Source organism: Roseinatronobacter sp., assembly GCF_051859525.1.
In the GTDB taxonomy this organism is placed as follows: domain Bacteria; phylum Pseudomonadota; class Alphaproteobacteria; order Rhodobacterales; family Rhodobacteraceae; genus Roseinatronobacter.
On sequence record NZ_JBHYFM010000002.1, the window covers coordinates 39,945 to 61,776 of the forward strand.

Below are 21,832 nucleotides of genomic sequence, written 5' to 3' on the forward strand. Positions count from 1 at the left end.
CGCTTGTTCACGGGGCGGGCAAGGCCGTTCAGCGTGCTGGCGGGCAAGACGGGTTGTCGCGCGACGGTGCGCCAAGCGCCAGAAACGCCTCGCTTTCCATGCCCAGCGTCTGGCTTACATCCGGCGTGCGCCCGAAGGCTTCCGTGCGCATGGTGCCGCCATCATTGACGATGCGGGTCAGGAAAATATCCGAAATGGCCTGACGGTTCTCGTCAAGGCGGACATTTGCACCGGTCGGGGCCGTAAACTCGATTGACGCCAGCGCGTCCTGGAACGCCGCCTGATTGTCCGACAGATCCCCGCCCACTTCTTCCAGCGCCTGAAGTACGGCGATCGTGTTGGTGTAGTAGTTCACTGCGTGGATCGACGGTGAATCAAACCCGTCCGGCCAGCGTTCGCGGTAGTTTGCGACGAATTCCTGCCAGTTCGGGTCATCATTCAGGTCCGCAATCGGCCCTGCGGCCACCATCCCTTCCATCAGACGCTGGTGCGGCCCGCGCGCGGACAGCAGCGTCTGGTCCGCGGTAATGGACCCGCCGATGATGGGCAGATCGCCGCCAACTTCGGCGTATTGCGTCAGGAAGGCCAGCGCGTCGGTTCCGCCCTGAATCAGCAACACTGCGTCGATATCATCAGGAAACTGCGCGATGATCGACGAGAAGTCGGTGGTGTTCAGCGGTGACCACAGCTTGGTGACCTCGCCGCCCAACTCGCAATACTCGTGCATGAAGCCAAAGACCTGCGCATACGGGAAGGCATAATCAGCGGCCACAAGGGCCACATGGCGCGACCCCATGTCTTCATAGGCATGGGTGCCAAGTCCGGCCATCCATTGCGTGCCTTCCGTGTTGAAACGGAAGAAATTCGGTGACGCATCGCGCAGGGTCGTATCCGCAGCGCCCGAAGACCCGTTCACGATCGTCCGCCCCTCCAATGTGCGGGAATAATCCCGCAGCGCGATCCCTTCTGCGCCCGAAAGCGGGCCGATGATGATATCAACCTCGTCCTGTTCGATCAGCTTGCGGGCGCGGGCCAGCGCCACGTCAGGCGTTGCATTGGACGATTCACGAATCCACTCGATCTGGCGGCCGCCAACCGTATAATCAATCGCCTCAAACGCCATTTCCATGGCGCGGTAGGCATCCTGCCCGCCAGTGGCGAACGGCCCTTCCAGCGTTGTGATAGACCCGATGCGAATGGGCGACTGGTCTTGCGCCATGGCACCAGACAGCGCGAAAACTGCTGCCACCGTGCCCATTGCCCAGGCTGTTGTATGTCTGCGCGAAACTGACATGTATCCTCTCCTCCTTGTTGTGCCGGATTTCCTCCTCCCCGGCGATGATATCGTTGACCCTTGCATCAGCAGGATTGCGGCGCGGGCGGGTCACGGTCCCGCGCCGTGTCGTTCAGCGGACCTCGCCGCTGTTTGCTGCCTTGGTTCGGGCGCGCCCTGCCAGCACTGCCGGCAATCGCTTGCCTATGCCCCAGACCCCGTCCGGCGACAGCAGCACAATGACCAGAAAGACCATTCCGATCAGGGTGTTAAACCTGTCATGCCCGATGATGGTAGAGGCGAATGTATCCATCAGCGCGAAAATCAGCGCGCCGATAAACGCCCCCAACGGGTGGCCCAGCCCGCCGATCACCGCCATGATCAACACACCCACAGTGGCCCAAAGCCCGATGGAACTGGGGGTAATGCCAATGTTGTAGAATGTGATCAGCACACCGCCCCAACCCGCGATGAAGCCGGCCAGCGCAAAGGCCGCAATGCGGTGCAAACCCACATGAAAGCCAATCGCTGCCGTGCGCCGGTCTGAATCGCGGATCGCCTGCAACACCAGCCCAAATGGTGTGCGCACCACATACAGAACCAGCAGATACAACAATGCAGCGACAATCAGCGCGGTATAGTAAAACACCAGCGGGGTGCGGAAGGGTTTGCCGAATATCTCGGGGCCGACCACATTGCGAATACCCTCATAGCCGTTGAACCATGTGATATTGGACTGCGCAAACAGGCTGAAACCGACAGCCAGTGCAAGCGTGATCATCAGCAGGTATATTTCCCGCGTATTCACCGCGATCAGCCCCACCACAGCGCCCGCCACCGTGGCGGCCAGCACCGCCAGCGGTATGGCCAGCGCATAGGGCAAGGCCACATCGCCCAGCGGAATGGCGGTCGGGGCCATCATGGCCACGGAATACCCTGCAACGCCCGCGACCATGGTTTGTGCCAGCGAAACAAAGCCCCCGTAATGCGCCAGAAAGGTCAGCGACAGCGCGACAATTCCATAAACCAATGCGCGCCCGAAAATATTGACCAGCCAGAAGTTGGGCAGAAACAAGGGCAATGACAGCAGAACAACCAGTCCGATTGCCGTCAAGATCCAGCGGCGTGTATCCATGATGATCATACGGGCTTCCTTCCCAACAGGCCTTGGGGCCAGACGGCCAGCACCGCTGCCATGATCACGAAAGTCAGGATCACGGAATAGGTGGGGAACAATACCTGCCCCCATTGCTCGGCCAGACCGATCAGCAGCGCGCCCAGTGCCGTGCCGCCAATGGACCCCATGCCGCCCACGATCACCACAACCAGCGACATCAGCAGGAACCGCACGTCAACACCCAGCGCCATTGGTTGCGCTGTGGCCCCGATCACACCGCCCAGACCCGCCAGCGCCGCGCCAAGGGCAAAGACAGTGGCCGCCACCAGTGGCACATTGATCCCGCAGGCGGCTAGCATCTGGCGGTCATCAACCCCTGCACGAACCACAATTCCCAGCTTGGTCTTGTTCAGCAGCAGCCACAATCCGACCCCCACCGCAATCGCCAATCCGACCTGGAACAACCGGAACACCGGATAGCGCCCGATGCCCGGAACCTGCACAGGCCCGAACAGCATATCGGGTGCAAAGAACTGGAACGGATTGCCGCCAAAGGTCGCAAGCAGTTGATCTGCAATGATAATTGACAGACCGATTGTCACCAGCGCCTGACGCAGTTCCTGCCCTTGCATCCACCCCAGAAAGGCCACCTGCATGACCAGCCCCACCAGTGCGGCAGCGGCAATCCCCGCAACAACGCCAATCAGCCATGCTTGCGAGCCCCACACGCTTGAGGCATAGAGGGGGTCAAACACCGCAAACCCGACATAGGCCCCCACCATGTACAGGGAACCATGCGCCATGTTTACAGTCCGCATTAGCCCGAAGATCAACGAGAACCCGCAGGCGACGATAAAGTATAGTGATGCAAGCGTCAGCCCGTTCAGGGTGACGGTCAGTATGAACTGCAAGGACACGGTTTCCTCCTCGTCTGGCACTGGCAGCCGTGCTGGCTCCTCCCTCAGTGCGGCGACGATCAATTGGTGTTGTGTTGCGGCGATTTTGCAGGGCGTGCCGCGAAGTTTCCACAGCCATTTTACAGGATAATTGGGTAAATATGGGTAAGTCACCAGATACCATGCCGACGAACCCGCTGCCGGATCTGCCGATCTGCGCCACTTTGTTCGGGCGGAACCACAGGCACGAATCGCAGCAAGCGCGCATATTCGCCCCATGGCTGGTTGGCTTGCCCGCTGCACGACGCGATCTTTTGGCATTGCTGCCGGTTCTGGATGTGAACGGCGCATTTTCTGCCGCGCTTGGCGACACGGCACCGGACGGCGAAACAGCGCCCCGATCCGCACATGCAGGAATGATCGCCGCGCTGCTTTGCGTGGACCCGTTCTTGCGGGTGCGCGATATCACTGCATTGCTGGGCGCAAACAACATCGGCGGCGTGGCCAATTTCCCGACCATCCAGATCATTGACGGTGTGGCGGCGCTAGGCTTTGACAGTGCGGATCTGGGTGTGCGGCGCGAAGCCCAGATACTGGCGCGTTTCGCCAATGAAGGGCTGGCCGTAACGGGGTTTGCGACATCTGCGGATAACGGCCTGCGCCTGCTGGATCACGGCGCCAGCGCGCTTGTGATTCACCCCGGTCCACCATCAAGTGACTGGCGCAACCGCGCGATTGCAGCGCGCGGGGCGGCTGATACGCTGCAGGCGCTGCGCGCGCATTGCCAAGGTCCGCTGCGCCTGTTCTGCCCCGAGGCGTATGGCGCGGAACTTGATCCGGCGCGCGCGCTGGCTGATGGTCTGGTGATATATGGCTGACCGGACCGGACGGGTAAAACCCGACTATTGCGCCTGCAAGCCGCATTTCCACTGTTCCCGATGCACCAGATGGATATGCTGAACACCTGCGCAGATGGCCGGCGGGAACCATGGACACCACACTGAACAAGATGCTGCAAAAGAAGTCGCCCGGCAGTGGGACATTGCTGGTTGGCGGGGCAATCGGTGTTGGCATGACCGCAGAAGCCGCAGTGCGCGGCGGTGCAGATTTCCTGCTGGCACTGAATGCAGGGCGCTACAGGGTCATGGGCGCGGCCTCGCTGGCCGCGCTTTTGCCGCTCAGCAATTCCAACCAGTTCACCGACCAGTTCGCGCGGCGCGAAATTCTGGACCGCGTGTCGGTTCCGGTCCTGTTCGGGGCATCGTGTTTCGACCCTTCGACCAGTCCGGAACAACTGGTCCGGCACGCCTGTGACGTCGGGTATCAGGGCATCGCGAATTTCCCGTCCTGTATCCATTTTGACGGACGGTTCCGCCAGTTGCTGGAAGAAGCCGACCTTGGCTTCGAGCGCGAGGCACGCATGCTGGCACTGGCCCGAAGACAGGGGTTGCTGACCTTCGGCTATGCCAAGACCCGCGCCGAAATCGCCTTGTTGATGGATGCGGGTGTTGCCATGATCTGCCTGAATTTCGGCTGGAACGCGGGCGGCGTACAATCTGTGGCCCAAAGCTTCACCATCGCGGAAGCCGCAGATCGCGCGCGCCGCATTTTCACATCCATCCGGAACCGCAGCCCCGACACACTTTGCTTTGTCGAGGGCGGGCCGATCATCAGCCCCGATGACATGTTCCGCGTCTGCGATGAGGCCAGCGCCGACGGATATGTCGGCGGTTCCACGCTGGACCGTGTGCCGCTGGAAATTTCGGTGACCGAACGCACGTCCGCGTTCAAGGCGTTCGGGCTACTGAAACAGGCCAATACGGCACAATCGCGCGAACTGGGACGGGCAGCGCGGATTGCAGGAATCGTGGGCCAGTCGGAATTCGTGCTGGGGGTGCTGGAACAGGTCACACGCCTTGCGGGCACGCGCATCCCCGCCCTGATCTGCGGAGAGCCCGGCCTGGGCCGCGGGGCAATCGCGCGTGCCCTGCATCCGCTGTCGGGACGCAACGGCCCCTTGGTGACATTGCGCGCCACAAACCCGCAGGCCACACCAGAGGCGCTTTTGTTCGGCGAAGCGCGGCGCCGACAGGGCGTGCTGGCCAAGCCCGACGCAACTGTCGTGATCGAGAATGCCGAAGCATTGCCCGCAAGCGTGCAGCGCCGCCTTGCCGACTGGCTGGAACAGGACATGGTGAATACCGGCCTGCCTGCGCCTGCAATGCCCGATCATGGTGCCAGACTTGTGCTGGTGTGCACTGTGGACGCAGGCGGCGAACCGGATCTGGTTCCCGCATTGGCGCAATGCCTGCAAGCCGGTCGCATCGAGATCCCGCCCTTGCGCGAACGCCCCGAAGATGTGCCCGCGCTTGCGCGGCACAGGCTGGCAATTCTTGGGGGTGGACAGCAGATTTCCGCAGATGGCTATCGTTTGCTGCTGGCGCATGGCTGGCCGGGCAACACGCCCGAACTGCGGTCTGTCATTGACCGTGCCGCGCTGCACAGCGAAGGCAGGACAATCGGGTCTGCCGCATTGTCGGCGGCCATCGGCCCTGCCACATCACCTGACACCACTGACGATGACCCGCAGCCCACACAGCCCCTGACTGAACGGGACTGGCTGCTGGATGCCCTGCGCCGGAACCGGTTCCGGCGCGGCGACACGGCCGCATATCTGGGCGTGTCGCGCAAGACACTGTATAACAAGATGCGCCGCATGGGGCTGCTGGAATAGCGCGCGCATGATGCGCAATGACGGTTGCCGCCAGCGCATTACCCAGACAGGGCGCTATCTGGTTGACCCGCGCGCAGGGCGCACATTAAACTTCCCGCATGGATGCAATTTTCCTGAAAGCGGTGATGCACCGTGCAGCGTTATTCACCGGCGGCTGGCTGGTGCTGACGGGCGCACAGCCCGCAGCCATTGCGCCCGGACTGGCAGTGTCGGCGGCCGCCACATGGCTAAGCCTGTGGTTGCTTCCCGCCCGTCATCCGTTTGCATTCTGGCGGTTGCTTCGGCATGTGCCGCGTTTTTTCGTTGGATCGGTCAAGGGCGGGGTAGATGTGGCCTTGCGCGCATTCTCGCCGCGCATGCACCTTCAGCCGGGCTGGATCGACGTGCCCAGCGCATTGCCAGACGGCGCGCGCGCAGCGCTTGGCGGGGAATTGTCGCTGATGCCCGGCACCCTGTGCGCTGGCAGCGCGCGGGGCAGGTTGATCGTGCACCTGCTTGACACGACAGCAGGGTTTGACCACGCCATCCCCCGAGAGGAGGCCGAGATCGCGGCCATGATCGGCCAGCGCCCCAAGGACAAGGCATGAGCGTCTGGTTGCACATTGTCGCACTGGGCTTGCTGGCCAGTCTTGGGGCCGCACTGTTGCGGGTCTGGCGCGGCCCATCCCAGGCAGACAGAATGATGGCGGCGCAACTGGCCGGAACAGGGGGTGTGGCCGTCCTGATGGTGTTGGCCGCCTTGCAGGACTGGGGCTTGCTGGTTGTGGCACTGGCCTTGGCATTGCTGGCCGCATTGGCGGCGGTGGGGTTCGTCAAGGCACAAACCCCTGACGGCGCGGGCGATCCCGAAGAATCCCCCCCGCCACAGGATTGGGCGCGGAAATCCGCCCCCCGACAACCGGGAGAAGGCGCATGATGGCCGATATGGCAACCTATGCCCTGACTGCATTGGGGCTGGTGTTCTTTGTCGCGGGGACGGTCGGCCTGCTGCGTTTTCCCGACACATTCAGCCGCCTGCACGCACTGACCAAAGCTGACAATCTGGGGTTGGGGTTCATCGCGCTCGGGCTGGCCTTTCAAACCCAAAGCTGGGCCCAACTGGCCATGCTGGCGCTGATCTGGGCTTTGGCCTTGCTGGCCGCAGGAACCGTTGCCCAACTTGTGGCGCGGGCTGCACTTGCCGGATTGCAGGAGGACGAATGAGCCTTGCACTGGACCTTGCGCTTTGCGCCTTGATCACAGGCGTGGCGCTTGCCACTGTCGCGGGCGGCGGGATTTTCCGCGCGATCATTTTCTTCATAACCTACGGGCTTTTTGTGGCTATCGGCTGGGCAAGGCTGGGCGCGTTCGATGTGGCCCTTGCGGAAGCGGCCATTGGCGCGGGGTTGACCGGCGTGCTGCTGCTGGCGGCACATGGCCGGTTGCGGCGTATGCGCACCAAAGCTGTTGCGGGCAACACAGGGCTGAACCTGCCTGCCGCCCTTGCGGGGGCTGCGGTGGCGGGGGCACTGGGCTGGGCATGGTTCGCCCTGCCTGCCCCATCCGTGCCGGACCTGTCGCAGGCGATGACAGACTCAGGTGTCGGCAATCCGGTGACAGCCGTTTTGCTGAACTTTCGGGCATGGGACACATTGCTGGAAAGCATCGTGTTGCTGGCAGCCCTGCTTGGGGTCTGGATGCTGGCACGCGACGAGGATTGGAACACCCCGCTTGGGCCGCGCTATCATGCGCTGTCAGGTGGGGTTCTGGTCAGTTTTGGCAGGCTTTTGCCGCCTGTCGGGCTGGTCTTCGGGGCCTATCTGGTTTGGGCGGGCGCAGAATCCATAGGGGGGGCGTTTCAGGGCGGCACCGTTCTGGCGGCTGTCGGATTGGTGGCCTTGATGGCCAATGTTCTGCCCGCGCCACAAATATCACAATCCGGTTTGCGGGTTGCGCTTGTCCTTGGGCCGGGGGTGTTTTTAGGCGCGGGACTTGTGGCCGCAGCGCTGGGGGGAGAGTTCCTGAGCATAGCGCCCGACGTGGCAAAAGCGGTGATCGTGACAATCGAGATCGCGTTAAGCATGTCGATTGCCGTGACGCTGGCCCTGTTGGTCATTGGTCCGCCCGTCGATGCAGAGGGCAGGCCATGATGCCGACACTCTTTGCACTGACCGGCGCTGTGCTGATGGGGGTTGGCACCTATGGCCTGCTGGCACTGCCGCATTTGCTGCGCCGGATCATTGCCTTCAATCTGATGGGATCGGGGTTGTTTCTGTTCTTCGGCGCTGCGGGCGCGCGGGGCGGGGCGGTCGATGCAATCCCGCAGGCCCTGATCATCACCGGTATTGTCGTCGCGCTTTCGGCAAGCGCGCTGGCAGTGGCGTTGGTCGTGGCGCTGGCGCGCAGCACCGGAACGGTCACTCTGGCTGACGAAGACACCACATCATGACCGCGCTTGTTGCCGCACTGACACTGCCCCTTGTCGCGGCACTGGCCGTGCTGGTCCTGCCTGCACGGGGACATGTGCCCACCGCACTGGCAGGGGCTGCCTTGGTGACAGCGGCAACACTGATGCTGGCGGGCGTGGTCTGGCATGGCGGGCCGGTTACGTTGCATCTGGGGGGGTGGGCGCCGCCGCTGGGCATTGCGCTGCGCGCCGACGGGCTGGCGGTCGCGCTGATGGTCATGAGTGCGCTGGTCATGGGCGCAGTGGCCTGCGCGGCCTGGTTTGAGTTGCGGCCGGATACGGCAGGGGCGCGCGTGGCCTTCGGGTTCTGGCCCTTGATGCTGTTGTTATGGGGGGCGTTGAATGCCGTTTATGTATCGCGCGACCTGTTCAACCTGTATGTCGGGATCGAACTCCTAAGCCTTGCGGCAGTCGCGTTGGTCGCGATTTCGGGCAGCGCGAAGGCATTGGAAGCGGCGCTGCGATACATGATCTTCGCCTTGGCGGGGTCGCTTCTGTATCTGTCGGGGGTGGTGCTGGCTTATGCGGCACATGGCACGCTTGATATCGGCCTGCTGGCCACGCGCACGCCTGCCCCAAGCGATGCGCTGGCGCTGGGGCTGATGACTGCGGGATTGCTGGCCAAGACGGCGCTGTTTCCCTTCCATGTATGGCTGCCACCTGCCCATGCGGGGGCACCGGCACCCGCCTCGGCGTTGCTGTCGGCGCTGGTGCCGAAAGCGTCCTTCCTGATTATGATCCGCTTGTGGTTCGAGGCGATGCCTGATCTGGCCACCCCTGCCGCCTTGATGGCGCTGGCCGCGCTTGGCGCAGGTGGCGTCATATGGGGCGGCATTCTGGCGCTGGTGCAAAAGCGCCTGAAGCTGATCATCGCCTATTCGACCGTGGCACAACTGGGGTATCTGTTCTTCGTTTTCCCGCTGGCGGGGGGCGACGGGTCGGCGCAGCCATGGGCCGCAGGGGCATGGACCGGCGCGATATTTCAAGCCCTTAGCCACGGGCTGGCCAAGGCCGCAATGTTCCTGTGCGCGGGCATCTATATTGCCGCTATTGGCAGCGACCGGCTGGGCGATCTGCGCGGGATGGCGCGCATACTGCCGATGACGGGGTTTGCCTTCGCGCTGGCCGCAATCACGCTGATGGGGCTACCGCCATCCGGCGGGTTTACCGCGAAATACCTGCTGATGACATCGGCCTTTGCGGCGGGCCAATGGGGGTGGGCACTGGTGCTGGCGGGGGGCGGCCTGCTGGCGGCTGCGTATCTTTACCGGCCCATGGCCGCCCTGTTCGCGCGCGATGCCCACATCGCTGCCCGCCCGGTCGCGCGTGCATGGCAATGCGTTCCATTGGGGCTTGCGCTTCTGTCCATCCTGCTGGGCCTGCTGTCTGCCACCCCGTTCGAGTTGTTACAGATCGGGCGGCCACCCCCCGCGGCGGAGGGGTTATGACAGCCGCCCTGCCTGTGCTGATCGTGCTGACATCGCTTGTGCCGGCATGCATCACGTTCTTTCTTGCACAAGACAGCCATACCCTGCGCAATGGGCTGAACCTGTGCGGGGCCGCGCTGAAACTGGGGTTGATTGTCTGGATGCTGTTCGCCGTGGCAGGCGGTGCCAGTTATGAGGCCACGCTGACACTTGCCCCCGGTCTGGTGATGCTGCTGCGGGTGGACGCGCTGGCGCTGTTGTTCATTTCCCTGTCTGCAACGCTGTGGTTTCTGACCACAATCTACGCCATCGCCTATTTCGGCACCAAGGCGGAATTATCGCGTTTCTTCGGGTTCTTCAGCCTGTGTGTGGCCGCAACTACAGGACTGGCATTGTCGGGGTCGCTAATCTCGTTTTTTATCTTCTTCGAGTTGCTGACCCTGTCCACATGGCCGCTGGTCGCACATAAGCAAGACAAACCATCAATGGCAGCGGCGCGGGCATATCTGGCCTATGCCCTGCCCGGTTCGGTTGCGCTGCTGTGGGCAATCATCTGGCTGGAAAGTGCGACAGGGCCGGTCCTGTTCACCGACCCGCCCGACCTGAGCGCACTTGACCCCGCCACGCTTCGCGCGATCTTCGCTTTGTTCATGATCGGGCTGGGGGTCAAGGCCGCGCTGGTGCCGCTACATGGCTGGTTGCCCGCCGCAATGGCCGCCCCCGCGCCGGTATCTGCATTGCTGCACGCAGTGGCCGTGGTCAAGGCGGGGGCTTTCGGGGTGGTGCGCATCATTTATGATGTGTTCGGCGCAGGCACGGTTCTGGCGCTTGGCGTTGGGGGGCCTTTGGCCTTGCTGGCGTCCCTGACGATTATTTGGGGGTCGCTGCGGGCCTTACAGCAAGGCGAAATCAAGAAACGGCTGGCCTATTCGACGGTCAGTCAGGTCAGCTATATTGTGCTGGGCGCGGCACTGGCCAGCCCGCTGGCCATGATTGGGGGGCTGGTGCACCTGATCCATCAGGGGTTGATGAAAATCACGCTGTTTTTCTGCGCGGGCATTTATGATGAACGCGCAGGCGTCAAAACAATCGCAGGGCTGAACGGCATGGGCTGGCGCTTGCCATGGACGTCGGTGTGTTTCAGTCTGGGGGCCATGGGAATGATCGGATTGCCGCCGCTGGCGGGGTTTGTCAGCAAATTCTACCTTGGGCTGGGCGGGCTGGAAGCTGGTGCGCCATGGGTGCTGGGCGTGCTTGTTGCGTCCACATTGCTGAATGCCGCGTATTTCCTGCCCCTGCTGTACCGGTTGTGGTTCCTGCCGGCGGACGACACGGCGACAGGCGATGAACGCGCCCCAGCGCTGGTTGTGCCCGCAGTTGTAACGGCCGCCGCCGCCGTTGGGGTGGGCCTGCTGGCCGCCAGCCCGATAAGCCCGCTGGGTTGGGCCACCCTTATCGTCACGCGGGAATATGGACCATGAGCAGCTTTTATTCCGGTTCCCTTCTGCCTTTGGGCGTCCTTGTCTGGCCGCTGCTGATAGGGCTGGTGGCGGTGGTGCCACGCTGGCAGGCAGGGGCCGTGCGCCTGCTGCCATTCGCGCCGTTGCCCGCGCTGGCCTTTGCACTTGCGGGCGCGCCGGGCGGGCTGGTCGTGCCGGATTTGCTGTTGGGGGTTACGCTGGCCACAGTGCAGGGCGGCGCATTGCTGGTTGGCATGACCGCATTGGTGTGGATCGCAGCGGGCATACATGCGGCCCTGACACTTCGGGCAGGGCAACATAGCGGGGTTCTTGCAGGGTTCTGGTGCATCACACTGGCAGGAAATCTGGGTGTTTTTCTGGCGGGGGATGTTGTCACCTTCTATCTGGCATTTGCCGCAGTGTCGCTGGCAGCATGGTTTCTGGTCGTGCATGACCGCACCGCCAAGGCCCTTTCTGCGGGCAAGCTGTATATCACGCTTGCCGTGCTGGGCGAGGCCGCGTTGCTGATCGGGCTGATGATCGGGGCCGCCGCGGCCGAAGACTTGCAAATCGCCACGGTGCGCGCCGCATTCGCTGATGCGCCCTTGGGGCAATGGGGGCTGGGCGCGCTGGTGCTGGGCTTTGGCATCAAGGCGGGTATGGTGCCCTTGCACATATGGTTGCCGGTGGCGCACCCTGCGGCCCCTGTGCCCGGATCGGCGGTGTTGTCCGGCGCAATCGTCAAGGCAGGGCTGATCGGCATGGTGTTGTTCCTGCCCGACGGGTCCGGCTGGTCCGGCGTGTTGATCACTGCGGGAATACTGGGCGCATTCGGGGCCGCATTATGGGGGCTGACGCAGCGCAACCCGAAGGCGGTTCTGGCCTATTCCACCGTCAGCCAGATGGGACTGATGCTGATGCTGATGGGTGCCGGTTCCGGTAATCTGGCCTTCTATGCCCTGCATCACGGGCTGGCCAAGGCCTGCCTGTTTCTGTGCGTTGGCATCCTGCTGGCCGCCACAAGCCCACGCCAGCGTCATGCCACCCTGCTGGTTGCTGCTGCCATTGCAGTGTCTGTGGCGGGGGTACCGCTGACCGGCGGGGCCTTGGCCAAACTGGCGGCCAAGGACGGGCTGACAGGCGGACTGGCGTTTCTGGTGGCCCTTAGCGGTGTGACAACAACGCTTGTTCTGGGCTGGTTCCTTTTGCGTCTTGCGCAGTCCGGTTCCCAACAGCCCAAGGGGCAGCCCCACTGGCCTGCCCTGTGGCTCAATGCCACGCTTCTGGGTCTGGTCGCACTCGCCCTGCCATGGGGTTTGTGGACAAATGCGACGGGGCTGGCGGGGAATTATGCATTGCGCTGGGCCAGTATGATCGACGGGCTGTGGCCGGTAGTGATCGGGCTTGGCGGCGTGGCGCTTGTTCGCAAATTATCCCTGCCCGATTACCCGCCCGGTGATATTCTGGCCACCGCCCGCCAGATATGGCGGCAGTTTCCCGTTCGGCCCACCGATACAGCCCCAACCGGAACCGCGGCCCACACCTTGGGGCGCAAAGCCCTGCGCGCCCTGCTGCGTGCCCGCCATGCCGAAAGCATGATCCGCAGATGGCCGCAGGCCGGTGTCATGCTGTTTGCTGCGGCAGGTTTGTTCACTGCGCTTGCTATTGTGACCCCGTAACGCTGCGCGGCTTACCGCTTTGCCGGACGGCACACAACAAAAGGCACCCGAGGGAACTCGGGTGCCCTTGAATTGGCAAGCGGGACACTGGCACGCGAAATGATCGTCATCACATCCCGTCAGCAGGGTATCAATCCAGCGGAGCCAGCGGCGCATCCGCGCCATTCGTGACCACGGGTGCAGGCAGATCGGTGCGTTCACGGAACACATATTCCGGCGCTTCATCAGCCTGTTCGCGCGTCATATCAAGCTGGATCTCGCGCGCGTCAAAATCGATCACAAGCTCGTCGAAACGCACTGCGATCTGTTTTGCGCCGATGCCCAGAAACCCGCCAACCGACAGGATTGCTGCGGTAATCTCGTTCGTGTCCTGATCAATGATAAGATCGCCGATACTGCCGATACTCTCGTCCTGAAGGGACCGGACTGTCGTGCCGGTGATCCAGTCCACCCGCAGCTCGTTCGGGGCTTGCTGCTGGACAATTGTATCTCCCGCAGGCTCTGTCATTTCATCAGGGCTAGCCATGTCGACTTCGGCAGGCGCGTCCATGTCGATGCTATCGTCCATGTCCAGCCCATCATCTGCGCCCATGCCATCGTCCGGCATGGTGTCTATCTGCTCGCCCATCAGCGGATCTGCCTGATCTGTGGGCGCTGGCGCGTCCTGAGCAAGCACCGATCCCACAAGAAAGGGGGCGATAAGTGTAGATGTCAAAAGTAGTCGTTGCATGATAACCTCCATTTTCTGGCGGCATACAGACTCCGGAAAAGGGAATACTTACCGCCCTGCAATCACAACCCGGTTATCCACAAACAGGTTTCCCACATGGGTCAGCCATTGGCAAAGTTCCGCCTGCCGCTGAAAAAGTTTAAATCTTTTCAATATCTTGAACAGGGCACGCTTGAAATGCCGGTATTTCCGATTTTAGCCGGAACATAAAACATCACACGATGGCAAAGGGCCTATCTGGCCCTTGCAGCACTGCGCCGCCGCCACATCTGCCAGACAGGCAGCAGCAAAAGCGCCACGGTTGCAATCACGAAACCTGCCGCAATCGGCCTTTCAAGAAACACCATCGGATCACCGCGCGAGATCAGGAAAGCGCGGCGCAGGTTTGTTTCAATCAGCGGCCCCAACACGAATCCCAGCAACAGCAATGCGGGGCTGAATTTGGCAATGGCCAACAAATACCCCGCCAACCCGATGCCAGCGACCGCCATAATATCGAAGGGAAGCCCCCTGACCGAATACACCCCAAGGCACAGGAACACGATAATCGCCGGATAAAGATAGTTGAACGGAATGCGCAACATCGACACCCAGATCCCGATCAGCGGCAGGTTCAGGATCAGCAGCAACAGGTTTCCGATCCCGAAACTGGCGACAAGCCCCCAGAACATTTCGGGTCGCGCCTCCAGCATCATCGGGCCGGGCTGGATGCCATGTATCACCAGCGCGCCCAGCAACAACGCCATAATCGGATCGCCCGGTATGCCCAGCGTCAGCGTGGGCGCAAAGGCGGTGATGGCGGCGGAATTATTGGCGGATTCAGGACCGGCCACGCCTTCGACGGCGCCTTTGCCGAACCGTTCGGGCTGGCGCGCAATGCGGCGTTCCATCGAATAACTCAGGAACGATGACAGGGTTGATCCGGTACCGGGCAATGCACCAAAGAAACTGCCAAGCGCGCTGCCGCGCATCGTGGGCAGCACCATACGCCGCAAATCATCGCGTCTTGGCATCAGCCGCCGCAGCCCTATACGCTCGGCCACGCCCTGCCGGTCAGGGTTGCGGACATTGGCTATAACCTCGGCCACGCCGAACAGCCCCATGGCCAAGGCCACAAGGTTGATCCCGTCCAGAAATTCCGTCTGGCCGAAGGTGAAACGCTGCGTGCCGGAATTCACATCCGTGCCGATGCAGCCCAACAACAGCCCCAGCGTGACCATGGCGAAGCCCTTGGCCGGACGGGATGAACCGATTGTGGATGCCGCAACAAGGCCAAGGATCATCATGGCCGCGTAATCGGCCGCGCCAAATGCCGTTGCTGCGCGGGACAACCAGTTCGCCAGCACCACCAGAACAAGTATCCCGATGATCGAGCCGGTGAAGGATGACACCATCGCCGTGAACAACGCAACGCCCGCACGCCCGCTTTGCGCCATCGGGTATCCGTCCAGCGTGGTCACTGCTGATTGCGGGGTACCGGGAAGCCGCAACAGAATGGACGCAACCGCGCCGCCATATTGCGCGCCATAATAGACACCGGCCAGCATGATCAACGCGGCCTCGGCAGTGATGTAATAGGTGATGGGCAGCAGCAGCGAAATGGCGGCCATCGCGCCAATGCCTGGCAACACGCCGACAAAGGTGCCCAAAACCACGCCCAGCAGGCAATAAACCAGCACCTCGGGCTGGGTAACGAAACTGATGCCGAATAACAGCCCTTCCCAAGTGGTCATGACAGGCGCGGCCACACTGGAAGGGTCATGCGCAGCCCTACAGAGAACACCAGCACAGTCAGCGCCGTGACGGCAACGGCCAGCAAAATACGCCAGACCCACCCCTTGCGCGGCGCGGGCAGGCTGGCCACCAGAACGGTGGCAGCCGTTGTGGCCGCAAGGCCCAGACGCGTCAGGCCCAGCGCAAAAATCACGATCGCCACCAGAACCGCTGCCGCGGCGGCGGGTTCAACCTTCGGTGCGACGCCGGCGCGCCGAAGTGCCGGCACTGCAATAACCATTCCCAGCACGAAAAGCGCGCCCCCCAGGACCACAGGAAATGCCCCCGGCCCCATTCGGCGCAGGGTTCCCAGATCATAATATATGGATGCCCAGACAGCAGCGCCGACCCCTATGGCGGCCAGTATCAGGCCGCCGAAAATATCAGGCCAGTCGCGCTGCATGTCCGACCCTTTTTACTGCGCCTGCACGCGGTCGATCACCGCGCCCCACATGGCCGTGTCGTCAACAATGCGCTGGCGCAGGTCATCTGCCGATCCTGGCGCGGCCTGCCAGCCAATTGTCAGCAACTGTTCCTGAACCGCAGGATCTGCCAGAATTTCGACGATCTCGGTGTTCAGCCGTTCAATAATTGCGTCATCCGTTCCGGCAGGCGCGATAAACGCATTCCACAGCTCGGCGCGGAAATCATCGGGCAAACCGGCATTTCCCGCGATCAGGGGCACATCGGGGGCCTGCGCGAAGGGTTCGGATGATGTCATGCCAAGCATGCGCATGGTTCCCGCCTCCACAAAGGGCAGCGCGGCGGATGGGGCCATGAAACCGGCGTCAATCTCGCCACCCAGGATCGAGGTTGTGACCTCGGCATAGCTGGTGAAGGGGACATGAAGCATGCTGACCCCTGCTTCGGTCGCGAACAATTCCGCAGTCAGATGCGCACCCGACCCCTGCCCGACCGACCCATAGGCGATTGCTTCGTCACCGGCACCCGCAGCCGCAATGAAGCCTTCCAGATCATCGATATCGCCAGCGGCAGATACGGCCAGCACCAAGGGCGAGGTTGCAATCAGCGTCACTGGCAGAATGTCAGTCTGTGCATCGAAGCCGGTGCTGTCCATCATGCGTTGCGCCGTCGTCAGCGGGCCGTTGATCGTTGTGCCAAATGTGTGCCCGTCACCGGCCGAAACCAGCATTTGCTGAATGCCGATCACGCCACCTGCGCCAGGCCGGTTTTCGATCACAACAGGTTGCCCCAACCGTTGCGCCAGTTCATCCGTGACGATGCGCGCAAGTGTATCAGGCGAGGAACCGGCCGGAAAACCGACAAAAACACGCACAGGCGCGGTGGGCCATGCGTCTTGCCCGAATGCGGGAACGGCGGTCAAGGCGACTGCACCGGCAAGCGCCATGCGACGGGTAAACTGATATTTCACGATCATCTCCTCCAATTTTCCACGTCAAAAGATACCAAACCATCGGCGATTGCAATGCCTACCGGCCACGCCGCAAGCGCATTTCCGGGACATAACGGCCAAATGGAAACCAACGCGCAGACACTTGGCTGACAGGGCACACAGCCCGACCACCCCCGGCAGGGGAATAAAACTTCGATTATCAAAGTAAATCTTTAACGCCCCGCATGCCAAGCAGCGTAAAATTGGCGTTTTATTAGAATTTATGACTACTTCCTTGCCAAGGTGGCGCAAAGAAATACTTTATGTTATCAAATCAAATATGAAAAGATGACTGACCCTATTACAACAAAACCCCTTACTGAAGGAGAGATCGTGCAAACCAAAGACCCACAGAAAGGCTATATTGCCATCCTAGGATGGAGCTTGAGATGCATTGATGCGCTGGAGAGATTTGACCGCCGCTATGTGATCGTTGCCCCGCAATGGGCCGAGGACTACGCGGCGCAACACGGCATTCCATTCGTCAGTTGGGATTTCGAGCGACTGAATGACCGGTCATTCGAGCTTTCGACAAAATTGAAGGAAATGGGCGTCGATGTCGCCATACCACTGTTCGAGGAAACCGTCGAATGGGCGGGGGCGGTCAATTCGGTGATCATGGACAACCCGCGCCTGTTGGGCCAGTCGATGCTGTTTCGGGACAAATCCCTGATGAAGCGCCGCGCGCAGCTTGGTGGTATCCGTGTGGGAATATTCGAGGAAGCAATGGATCAAAGCGACGTGATCCGTTTCCTGAAGCGCGTGAACCAGACGCTGCTGAAGCTGGATGGCGACCCCAACGACCCCATTCATTTCAAGGCGTTTGACAAGGCGGGTTGCCTTGGGCACCGCGTGATCCGTTCGCCCGACGATGTGGCCGCGATTGCCGATGACGAATTCCCGGCACTGCTTGAATCACATCTGGATGGTTGGGAATTCGCAGTTGAAGCATGGATCAAGGACCGCAAAATACAGTTTCTGAACATCTCGGAATATGTGACCTTGGGCTATTCCGTCTTTGTGCCCGCCACGCCCGAGTTGGAAAAATACCGCGCCAAGATCACCGAACAGATCGAAAAACTGATCGAGGTGTTTGACATCGATTTCGGCTTTATTCATCCGGAGTATTTCGTGACCAATGACGGCACGATGTATTTTGGCGAAGTGGCCTACCGCCCGCCGGGGTTCAACGCGTTTGAACTGATGGAACGCGCCTATGGTTTCAACGCCTATCAGGCGCTTGTGCTGGCGTTCGACCCGAAGGCAACGCAGGATGAACTGGATGCATTTTTCCCGACCCCCGTGCAGGATGCCAAGGGGCATGCGGGGTGTTTCGGCGTCTACCCCCGCCGCCGCGTGGTCAGCGAACTCAGCATTCCGCCGGAAACCGAAAACGACCCCTATTTCGAATTTCACGAGCTTGCGCCCCCGATGGAATCGAAGGTGACCAAGCGATCGGCGTTCGGCACGCATTGGGGGCTGGTCTATTTCTTCGGCGACGACCCGCACCGGCTGCGTGATTTATTGAAGGCGCAGGAAGACCTTGACTTCTACGTCTGACATGGCGCGGGTAACGCTGGCGCGGCCTGCGCGCCATGACCTTTTCGTCCGTGATAGGGCAGCCCGCGCAAGCCGCCCGTTCCGTTCGCAATGCGGCGCGATTGTTACGCAAGCCATAAAATCACAGCCTGCAGGGTTGTGCTATGCCAAGGCAGCCGCAAGGTTGGCCATGACACCATAGCCAGCGCTCTTGCGCGAAACAGGACAACCACGGATGACCACCAGCTTTCACGACGACGCCCTTATCGCGATCATGCGCAGCTTTGATCATGTGTTGTCCCAGCTGGCCACCGCATCAACTGCTGGCAAGGCGACATATCAAGGGCGCATGCTTGACACCCTCAAGCGGGTGTTGAAGCACCCGCAGGGGATCGCGGCCATAGAGTCGCGCATGGCCGAACTGGTCAAGGCTGGCATATTCGACGGCACAGACTGGGCCGTTCCCGCAAGCCTTGTTCCCGGAATGGTTGGCAACACGCTGAAAATGTCAGAGCCGCGGACCGTGGCGCTGGAATGCACCAGTCTGCTGCGGTTTCTGGCTGTCGCGAAAGGCACGCAATCGCAACCGGGTTTGCCGGTCGAGCATGCGCGGCATTTTCTGGCTCAGGTGCTGGCACTGAATCTGGACCGTATCCTTGGGGCGCATCATGAAGCGGCCCGCGTTCAGGCCAGCGAGATGGACAGCGCCGTCGACAGACTGCTGCAACACATCCTTGCGAATGTCGGAACAGAGGGGATCCTTGGTCAGCTTGTCGAGGAAGTCTGGCGCATTTTGCGTCAGCGTCCCATCCAGCTTGATCACGTCAAGTCGATGATCCTGCAAATCGCGCTTGCCATGAATGAAAACGGCCAGACCTTCAATGCCAGTGATACGCGGCTGGGTGCCGACAGGCTGATAAGTGCGTTGTTCGGGCCGACTGAATTATGTCGCGAAGATCCGGGGCTGGACGTGTATCTTGATCGACTGGCCGCCGCAGACACCGGCTGTTTGCAGGCCGAAGCCACCGGCATGGCACGCGCCATGCACGATACGGGCCTTGTGTCGGATTATCATGCCGCATTCCTGCGGTTTGTGCTGCAAAGCGGCCAAAGCCATCTTTTGGCAGATGCGCTTGGGCTTAGCAGCACAGGGCTGGATTCGCTTCGGTGTTATCAGGCGCTAGTGCAGCAACTAATTGACGTGGCCGTCCGGCCCGGCACCGCGCAGGCGGTTCTGGGGATCGCCTTGATGCTGGAACGCGGCATTCTGTATTCGCCCCCGATCGCCCCGTCGCTATGGCGGCTGTTGGGGTCGAAACTGACTGCGGAATGCGAAAGCAACCTGAACGCGGCTTTCGGTGCGGACCCTGCACCGCATCAGCGGCTTGTTGCAGGTGTGATGATGCTGCTGGGCCAGCCCTTGGGTATCGGTCAAGGGAACAACCCCACCTGCCAGTCGGCGCGGGCCTTGTCCATGTGGGCGCTGAACGATCCCGACTATCTGCTGTGGCAGCTTGCACAGGCCACAGCAAATGACCGGATCGTCATGCATTTCGAAGGGCAGCCACTGGACTCCGCCCTGTTGCCTGCGGGACTTGCCCTGCACACCCCGCTGGATGCGGACCCGGTTTCGGTTGTGCTGGTGCCACATCTGGACCGGATATATGCCGAAATGGGCCGTCTGGTCGCCGGACGCGGCGAAGATCCGCACCGCTGGATAAACCCCGAACTGCACGGCTGGTGGGTCGGGCGCGAATTTCACATCGCTGTGGACATTGCGACCGGCAAACTGCACGCCTATGACCGGTTCATACGCGATTTTCACATAGCATATCACCCGCTTCATAACGGCAATGAACCTGTCATCCATCCACAACCCGCAGGCATTGCCGTGACCGACAGTCAGGGCGTCTTTGTCGGCTGGCATGCGATTTCCATCATTCGGGTCGCGCTTGACCAATCAGCCGTGATGCGCGTCTATTTTTTCAATCCCAATAATGACAGCGGGCAGGATTGGGGCCACGGCATTGTGGTGTCAACCAGCGGCAACGGTGAACGACTGGGCGAAGCATCGCTGCCTTTTGCGCAATTCGCGTCGCGGCTGTATATCTTCCATGATGACGGGCTGAAAACGGCGTCTGAAGTGCCTGTTGACGACGCGGAAATTCTGGCCATCCGCGAACTTGCACTGCAAAGCTGGGCCAGAAACCGGCACTGACCCCCATTGACCCCGAAAATGCGCGGGCGGCTTTCCCTTGCACCGCTTCGGGCTGGCAATCGAGGCCAGTGCTGTGGCCGTATGACAGCGCGTCACGGTGCCCTTGCGGTTACGCGCCGCCGCCTGCCCTGTTGTAAATTGCCTCCATCAGGCGCAGGGTTTGCAGATTGTCCAGCCGGTCGGTGGCAAACGGGCGACCTGTGCGCAGACCAGTGACAAATTCGGTCACCGCACCAGTGAAACACGCCTGATAGTTTGCCGCCAGATCATGAATCGACACCTCATCAGGGCGGGACAGCAGCGTGATGCGGTCGCGGTCATAGACCAGCGTATCTGCCTCGCCCAGCAATTCCAGCCGGTCGGTCGGCAGATCCGGATACCCCAACGCCGAGATATTGGCATCAATCGTAATAATCGCGCCGTCATGCGATTGCAGTGTCACCAGCGCCACATCCTCGCCTTTCAAGGCGGGGTTCATCCTGTCCAGCCGCGCATCAAGAACGCGCATCTCGCCAAGAATGGACCGCAGCGCGTCCAGATGGTGAATCAGCACCTCGAACACCAGAAGGCGCGGGAATTCCGCCAGATAGGGCTGACGATTCAGCAAGAACGCAGGCGTATCGCCATAGCTGAGCAGTGACGCGGATCGCACTGTCAATCTGGCGTGCCGCAAACGCCCGATCTGGCCGCCCTGCACCCGCTGCGCGATTTCGGCGTAATGGGGCCGGAACCGGTAGTTTTCATGCACCATGAAGCGGATTCCCTCGCCCACATCGGCAATCAGGGCCTCTGCCTCGGCCACGGTGGGGGTCATGGGCTTTTGGCACATGACGTGAATGCCCTGCGCGGCCGCCATGCGCACAAGGGGGGCATGCGTGCCCACGGGCGTAATGATGTCCAGCGCGTCGGGGCGCGCCTCGCTCAGCATGCGGGCTGTGTCGGTGTAGACATGCGCAATGGCGAATTCATCGGCGCGTGCGCGGGCCTTTTGCGCATCCGGGTCGCAAATCGCCACCAGTTCAACACCGGACTGCGCCTGCCATCCTTTCAGGTGGAATTCGCTTATTGCGCCTGCGCCGGCAATGGCAACTTTCAATGGTGTGGTCATCGGTTCGTCATCCTGCAT

Annotated in this window: 20 protein-coding genes; 12 read left to right on the top strand and 8 right to left on the bottom strand. The window is 61.5% G+C overall.

Annotated features, from left to right (window positions below):
* Positions 1-28: 28 nt before the first annotated feature.
* The 3 genes from ACTIE1_RS03190 to ACTIE1_RS03200 all read right to left on the bottom strand — a co-directional run bounded on the left by ACTIE1_RS03190 (position 29) and on the right by ACTIE1_RS03200 (position 3,307).
* Positions 29-1,258 carry an ABC transporter substrate-binding protein gene (locus ACTIE1_RS03190; RefSeq protein ID WP_439563280.1) on the bottom strand — a complete coding sequence of 410 codons (1,230 nt, stop codon included), beginning with the start codon at positions 1,256-1,258 and terminating at the stop codon, positions 29-31.
* Positions 1,259-1,406: 148 nt separating this feature from the next.
* Positions 1,407-2,417 carry a branched-chain amino acid ABC transporter permease gene (locus tag ACTIE1_RS03195; RefSeq protein WP_439561642.1) on the bottom strand — a complete coding sequence of 337 codons (1,011 nt, stop codon included), beginning with the start codon at positions 2,415-2,417 and terminating at the stop codon, positions 1,407-1,409.
* Positions 2,414-3,307: a branched-chain amino acid ABC transporter permease gene (locus ACTIE1_RS03200; RefSeq protein ID WP_439561643.1), complete on the bottom strand. Its 894-nt coding sequence runs from the start codon at positions 3,305-3,307 to the stop codon at positions 2,414-2,416. The genes ACTIE1_RS03195 and ACTIE1_RS03200 overlap by 4 nt, the downstream gene beginning before the upstream one ends.
* 140 nt (positions 3,308-3,447) lie before the next feature.
* On the opposite strand from ACTIE1_RS03200, the gene ACTIE1_RS03205 reads away from it, so the two are divergent.
* From ACTIE1_RS03205 to ACTIE1_RS03250, 10 genes are all read left to right on the top strand, one after another.
* Complete coding sequence (locus tag ACTIE1_RS03205) at positions 3,448-4,164, top strand: phosphoenolpyruvate hydrolase family protein (RefSeq protein WP_439561644.1); 717 nt, start codon at positions 3,448-3,450, stop codon at positions 4,162-4,164.
* A gap of 110 nt (positions 4,165-4,274) precedes the next feature.
* Positions 4,275-6,020: a phosphoenolpyruvate hydrolase family protein gene (locus tag ACTIE1_RS03210; protein WP_439561645.1), complete on the top strand. Its 1,746-nt coding sequence runs from the start codon at positions 4,275-4,277 to the stop codon at positions 6,018-6,020.
* Between the two features lie 98 nt (positions 6,021-6,118).
* Positions 6,119-6,607, top strand: a complete 489-nt coding sequence (locus tag ACTIE1_RS03215) for a Na+/H+ antiporter subunit E (protein WP_439561646.1) — start codon at positions 6,119-6,121, stop codon at positions 6,605-6,607.
* On the top strand, positions 6,604-6,936 hold the full coding sequence (locus tag ACTIE1_RS03220) for a monovalent cation/H+ antiporter complex subunit F (protein WP_439561647.1): 333 nt from the start codon (positions 6,604-6,606) through the stop codon (positions 6,934-6,936). Before ACTIE1_RS03215 ends, ACTIE1_RS03220 begins: the two co-directional genes overlap by 4 nt.
* Positions 6,933-7,223 carry a cation:proton antiporter gene (locus tag ACTIE1_RS03225; protein ID WP_439561648.1) on the top strand — a complete coding sequence of 97 codons (291 nt, stop codon included), beginning with the start codon at positions 6,933-6,935 and terminating at the stop codon, positions 7,221-7,223. Before ACTIE1_RS03220 ends, ACTIE1_RS03225 begins: the two co-directional genes overlap by 4 nt.
* Entirely contained in the window at positions 7,220-8,149 is a 930-nt protein-coding gene (locus ACTIE1_RS03230) for a hydrogenase subunit MbhD domain-containing protein (RefSeq protein ID WP_439563255.1), read from the top strand. Before ACTIE1_RS03225 ends, ACTIE1_RS03230 begins: the two co-directional genes overlap by 4 nt.
* On the top strand, positions 8,146-8,448 hold the full coding sequence (locus tag ACTIE1_RS03235) for an NADH-quinone oxidoreductase subunit K (protein WP_439561650.1): 303 nt from the start codon (positions 8,146-8,148) through the stop codon (positions 8,446-8,448). The genes ACTIE1_RS03230 and ACTIE1_RS03235 overlap by 4 nt, the downstream gene beginning before the upstream one ends.
* Positions 8,445-9,914, top strand: coding sequence for a complex I subunit 5 family protein (locus ACTIE1_RS03240; protein WP_439561651.1), 1,470 nt, complete (start codon positions 8,445-8,447; stop codon positions 9,912-9,914). The genes ACTIE1_RS03235 and ACTIE1_RS03240 overlap by 4 nt, the downstream gene beginning before the upstream one ends.
* Positions 9,911-11,374, top strand: a complete 1,464-nt coding sequence (locus tag ACTIE1_RS03245) for a complex I subunit 5 family protein (protein WP_439561652.1) — start codon at positions 9,911-9,913, stop codon at positions 11,372-11,374. Before ACTIE1_RS03240 ends, ACTIE1_RS03245 begins: the two co-directional genes overlap by 4 nt.
* A complete protein-coding gene (locus ACTIE1_RS03250) occupies positions 11,371-13,032 on the top strand; it encodes a complex I subunit 5 family protein (protein WP_439561653.1) in 1,662 nt (553 codons plus the stop codon). Before ACTIE1_RS03245 ends, ACTIE1_RS03250 begins: the two co-directional genes overlap by 4 nt.
* 130 nt (positions 13,033-13,162) lie before the next feature.
* Here the strand turns inward: ACTIE1_RS03250 and ACTIE1_RS03255 are convergent, their stop codons facing one another.
* The 4 genes from ACTIE1_RS03255 to ACTIE1_RS03270 all read right to left on the bottom strand — a co-directional run bounded on the left by ACTIE1_RS03255 (position 13,163) and on the right by ACTIE1_RS03270 (position 16,928).
* Positions 13,163-13,762 (bottom strand): PRC-barrel domain-containing protein, encoded by a 600-nt coding sequence (locus ACTIE1_RS03255; RefSeq protein ID WP_439561654.1) that lies wholly within the window; start codon positions 13,760-13,762, stop codon positions 13,163-13,165.
* A gap of 233 nt (positions 13,763-13,995) precedes the next feature.
* Complete coding sequence (locus ACTIE1_RS03260) at positions 13,996-15,495, bottom strand: tripartite tricarboxylate transporter permease (RefSeq protein WP_439561655.1); 1,500 nt, start codon at positions 15,493-15,495, stop codon at positions 13,996-13,998.
* A complete protein-coding gene (locus ACTIE1_RS03265; RefSeq protein WP_439561656.1) occupies positions 15,492-15,938 on the bottom strand; it encodes a tripartite tricarboxylate transporter TctB family protein in 447 nt (148 codons plus the stop codon). Before ACTIE1_RS03265 ends, ACTIE1_RS03260 begins: the two co-directional genes overlap by 4 nt.
* Positions 15,939-15,950: 12 nt before the next feature.
* Entirely contained in the window at positions 15,951-16,928 is a 978-nt protein-coding gene (locus tag ACTIE1_RS03270; RefSeq protein WP_439561657.1) for a Bug family tripartite tricarboxylate transporter substrate binding protein, read from the bottom strand.
* 405 nt (positions 16,929-17,333) lie between these two features.
* Between ACTIE1_RS03270 and ACTIE1_RS03275 the strand changes: the two genes are divergently transcribed.
* Together ACTIE1_RS03275 and ACTIE1_RS03280 are read left to right on the top strand one after the other, a co-directional pair.
* Complete coding sequence (locus tag ACTIE1_RS03275) at positions 17,334-18,509, top strand: ATP-grasp domain-containing protein (RefSeq protein WP_439563256.1); 1,176 nt, start codon at positions 17,334-17,336, stop codon at positions 18,507-18,509.
* A gap of 214 nt (positions 18,510-18,723) precedes the next feature.
* Positions 18,724-20,706, top strand: a complete 1,983-nt coding sequence (locus ACTIE1_RS03280; RefSeq protein ID WP_439561659.1) for a hypothetical protein — start codon at positions 18,724-18,726, stop codon at positions 20,704-20,706.
* A gap of 109 nt (positions 20,707-20,815) precedes the next feature.
* On the opposite strand, the gene ACTIE1_RS03285 is transcribed toward ACTIE1_RS03280, so the two are convergent.
* The gene (locus ACTIE1_RS03285; RefSeq protein ID WP_439563257.1) at positions 20,816-21,832 is read right to left on the bottom strand and encodes a Gfo/Idh/MocA family protein; all 1,017 of its coding nucleotides are present in this window, start codon (positions 21,830-21,832) and stop codon (positions 20,816-20,818) included.

Bases quoted from the DNA above. Each gene is read 5' to 3' on its own strand.
- ACTIE1_RS03220 (WP_439561647.1), top strand. From the start codon at position 6,604: ATGAGCGTCTGGTTGCACATTGTCGCACTGGGCTTGCTGGCCAGTCTT.
- ACTIE1_RS03235 (WP_439561650.1), top strand. From the start codon at position 8,146: ATGATGCCGACACTCTTTGCACTGACCGGCGCTGTGCTGATGGGGGTT.
- ACTIE1_RS03255 (WP_439561654.1), bottom strand. From the start codon at position 13,762: ATGCAACGACTACTTTTGACATCTACACTTATCGCCCCCTTTCTTGTG.
- ACTIE1_RS03280 (WP_439561659.1), top strand. From the start codon at position 18,724: ATGACCACCAGCTTTCACGACGACGCCCTTATCGCGATCATGCGCAGC.
- ACTIE1_RS03240 (WP_439561651.1), top strand. From the start codon at position 8,445: ATGACCGCGCTTGTTGCCGCACTGACACTGCCCCTTGTCGCGGCACTG.
- ACTIE1_RS03285 (WP_439563257.1), bottom strand. From the start codon at position 21,832: ATGCAGGATGACGAACCGATGACCACACCATTGAAAGTTGCCATTGCC.
- ACTIE1_RS03225 (WP_439561648.1), top strand. From the start codon at position 6,933: ATGATGGCCGATATGGCAACCTATGCCCTGACTGCATTGGGGCTGGTG.
- ACTIE1_RS03260 (WP_439561655.1), bottom strand. From the start codon at position 15,495: ATGACCACTTGGGAAGGGCTGTTATTCGGCATCAGTTTCGTTACCCAG.
- ACTIE1_RS03245 (WP_439561652.1), top strand. From the start codon at position 9,911: ATGACAGCCGCCCTGCCTGTGCTGATCGTGCTGACATCGCTTGTGCCG.
- ACTIE1_RS03215 (WP_439561646.1), top strand. From the start codon at position 6,119: ATGGATGCAATTTTCCTGAAAGCGGTGATGCACCGTGCAGCGTTATTC.
- ACTIE1_RS03210 (WP_439561645.1), top strand. From the start codon at position 4,275: ATGGACACCACACTGAACAAGATGCTGCAAAAGAAGTCGCCCGGCAGT.
- ACTIE1_RS03205 (WP_439561644.1), top strand. From the start codon at position 3,448: ATGGGTAAGTCACCAGATACCATGCCGACGAACCCGCTGCCGGATCTG.
- ACTIE1_RS03265 (WP_439561656.1), bottom strand. From the start codon at position 15,938: ATGCAGCGCGACTGGCCTGATATTTTCGGCGGCCTGATACTGGCCGCC.
- ACTIE1_RS03250 (WP_439561653.1), top strand. From the start codon at position 11,371: ATGAGCAGCTTTTATTCCGGTTCCCTTCTGCCTTTGGGCGTCCTTGTC.
- ACTIE1_RS03190 (WP_439563280.1), bottom strand. From the start codon at position 1,258: ATGGGCACGGTGGCAGCAGTTTTCGCGCTGTCTGGTGCCATGGCGCAA.
- ACTIE1_RS03230 (WP_439563255.1), top strand. From the start codon at position 7,220: ATGAGCCTTGCACTGGACCTTGCGCTTTGCGCCTTGATCACAGGCGTG.
- ACTIE1_RS03195 (WP_439561642.1), bottom strand. From the start codon at position 2,417: ATGATCATCATGGATACACGCCGCTGGATCTTGACGGCAATCGGACTG.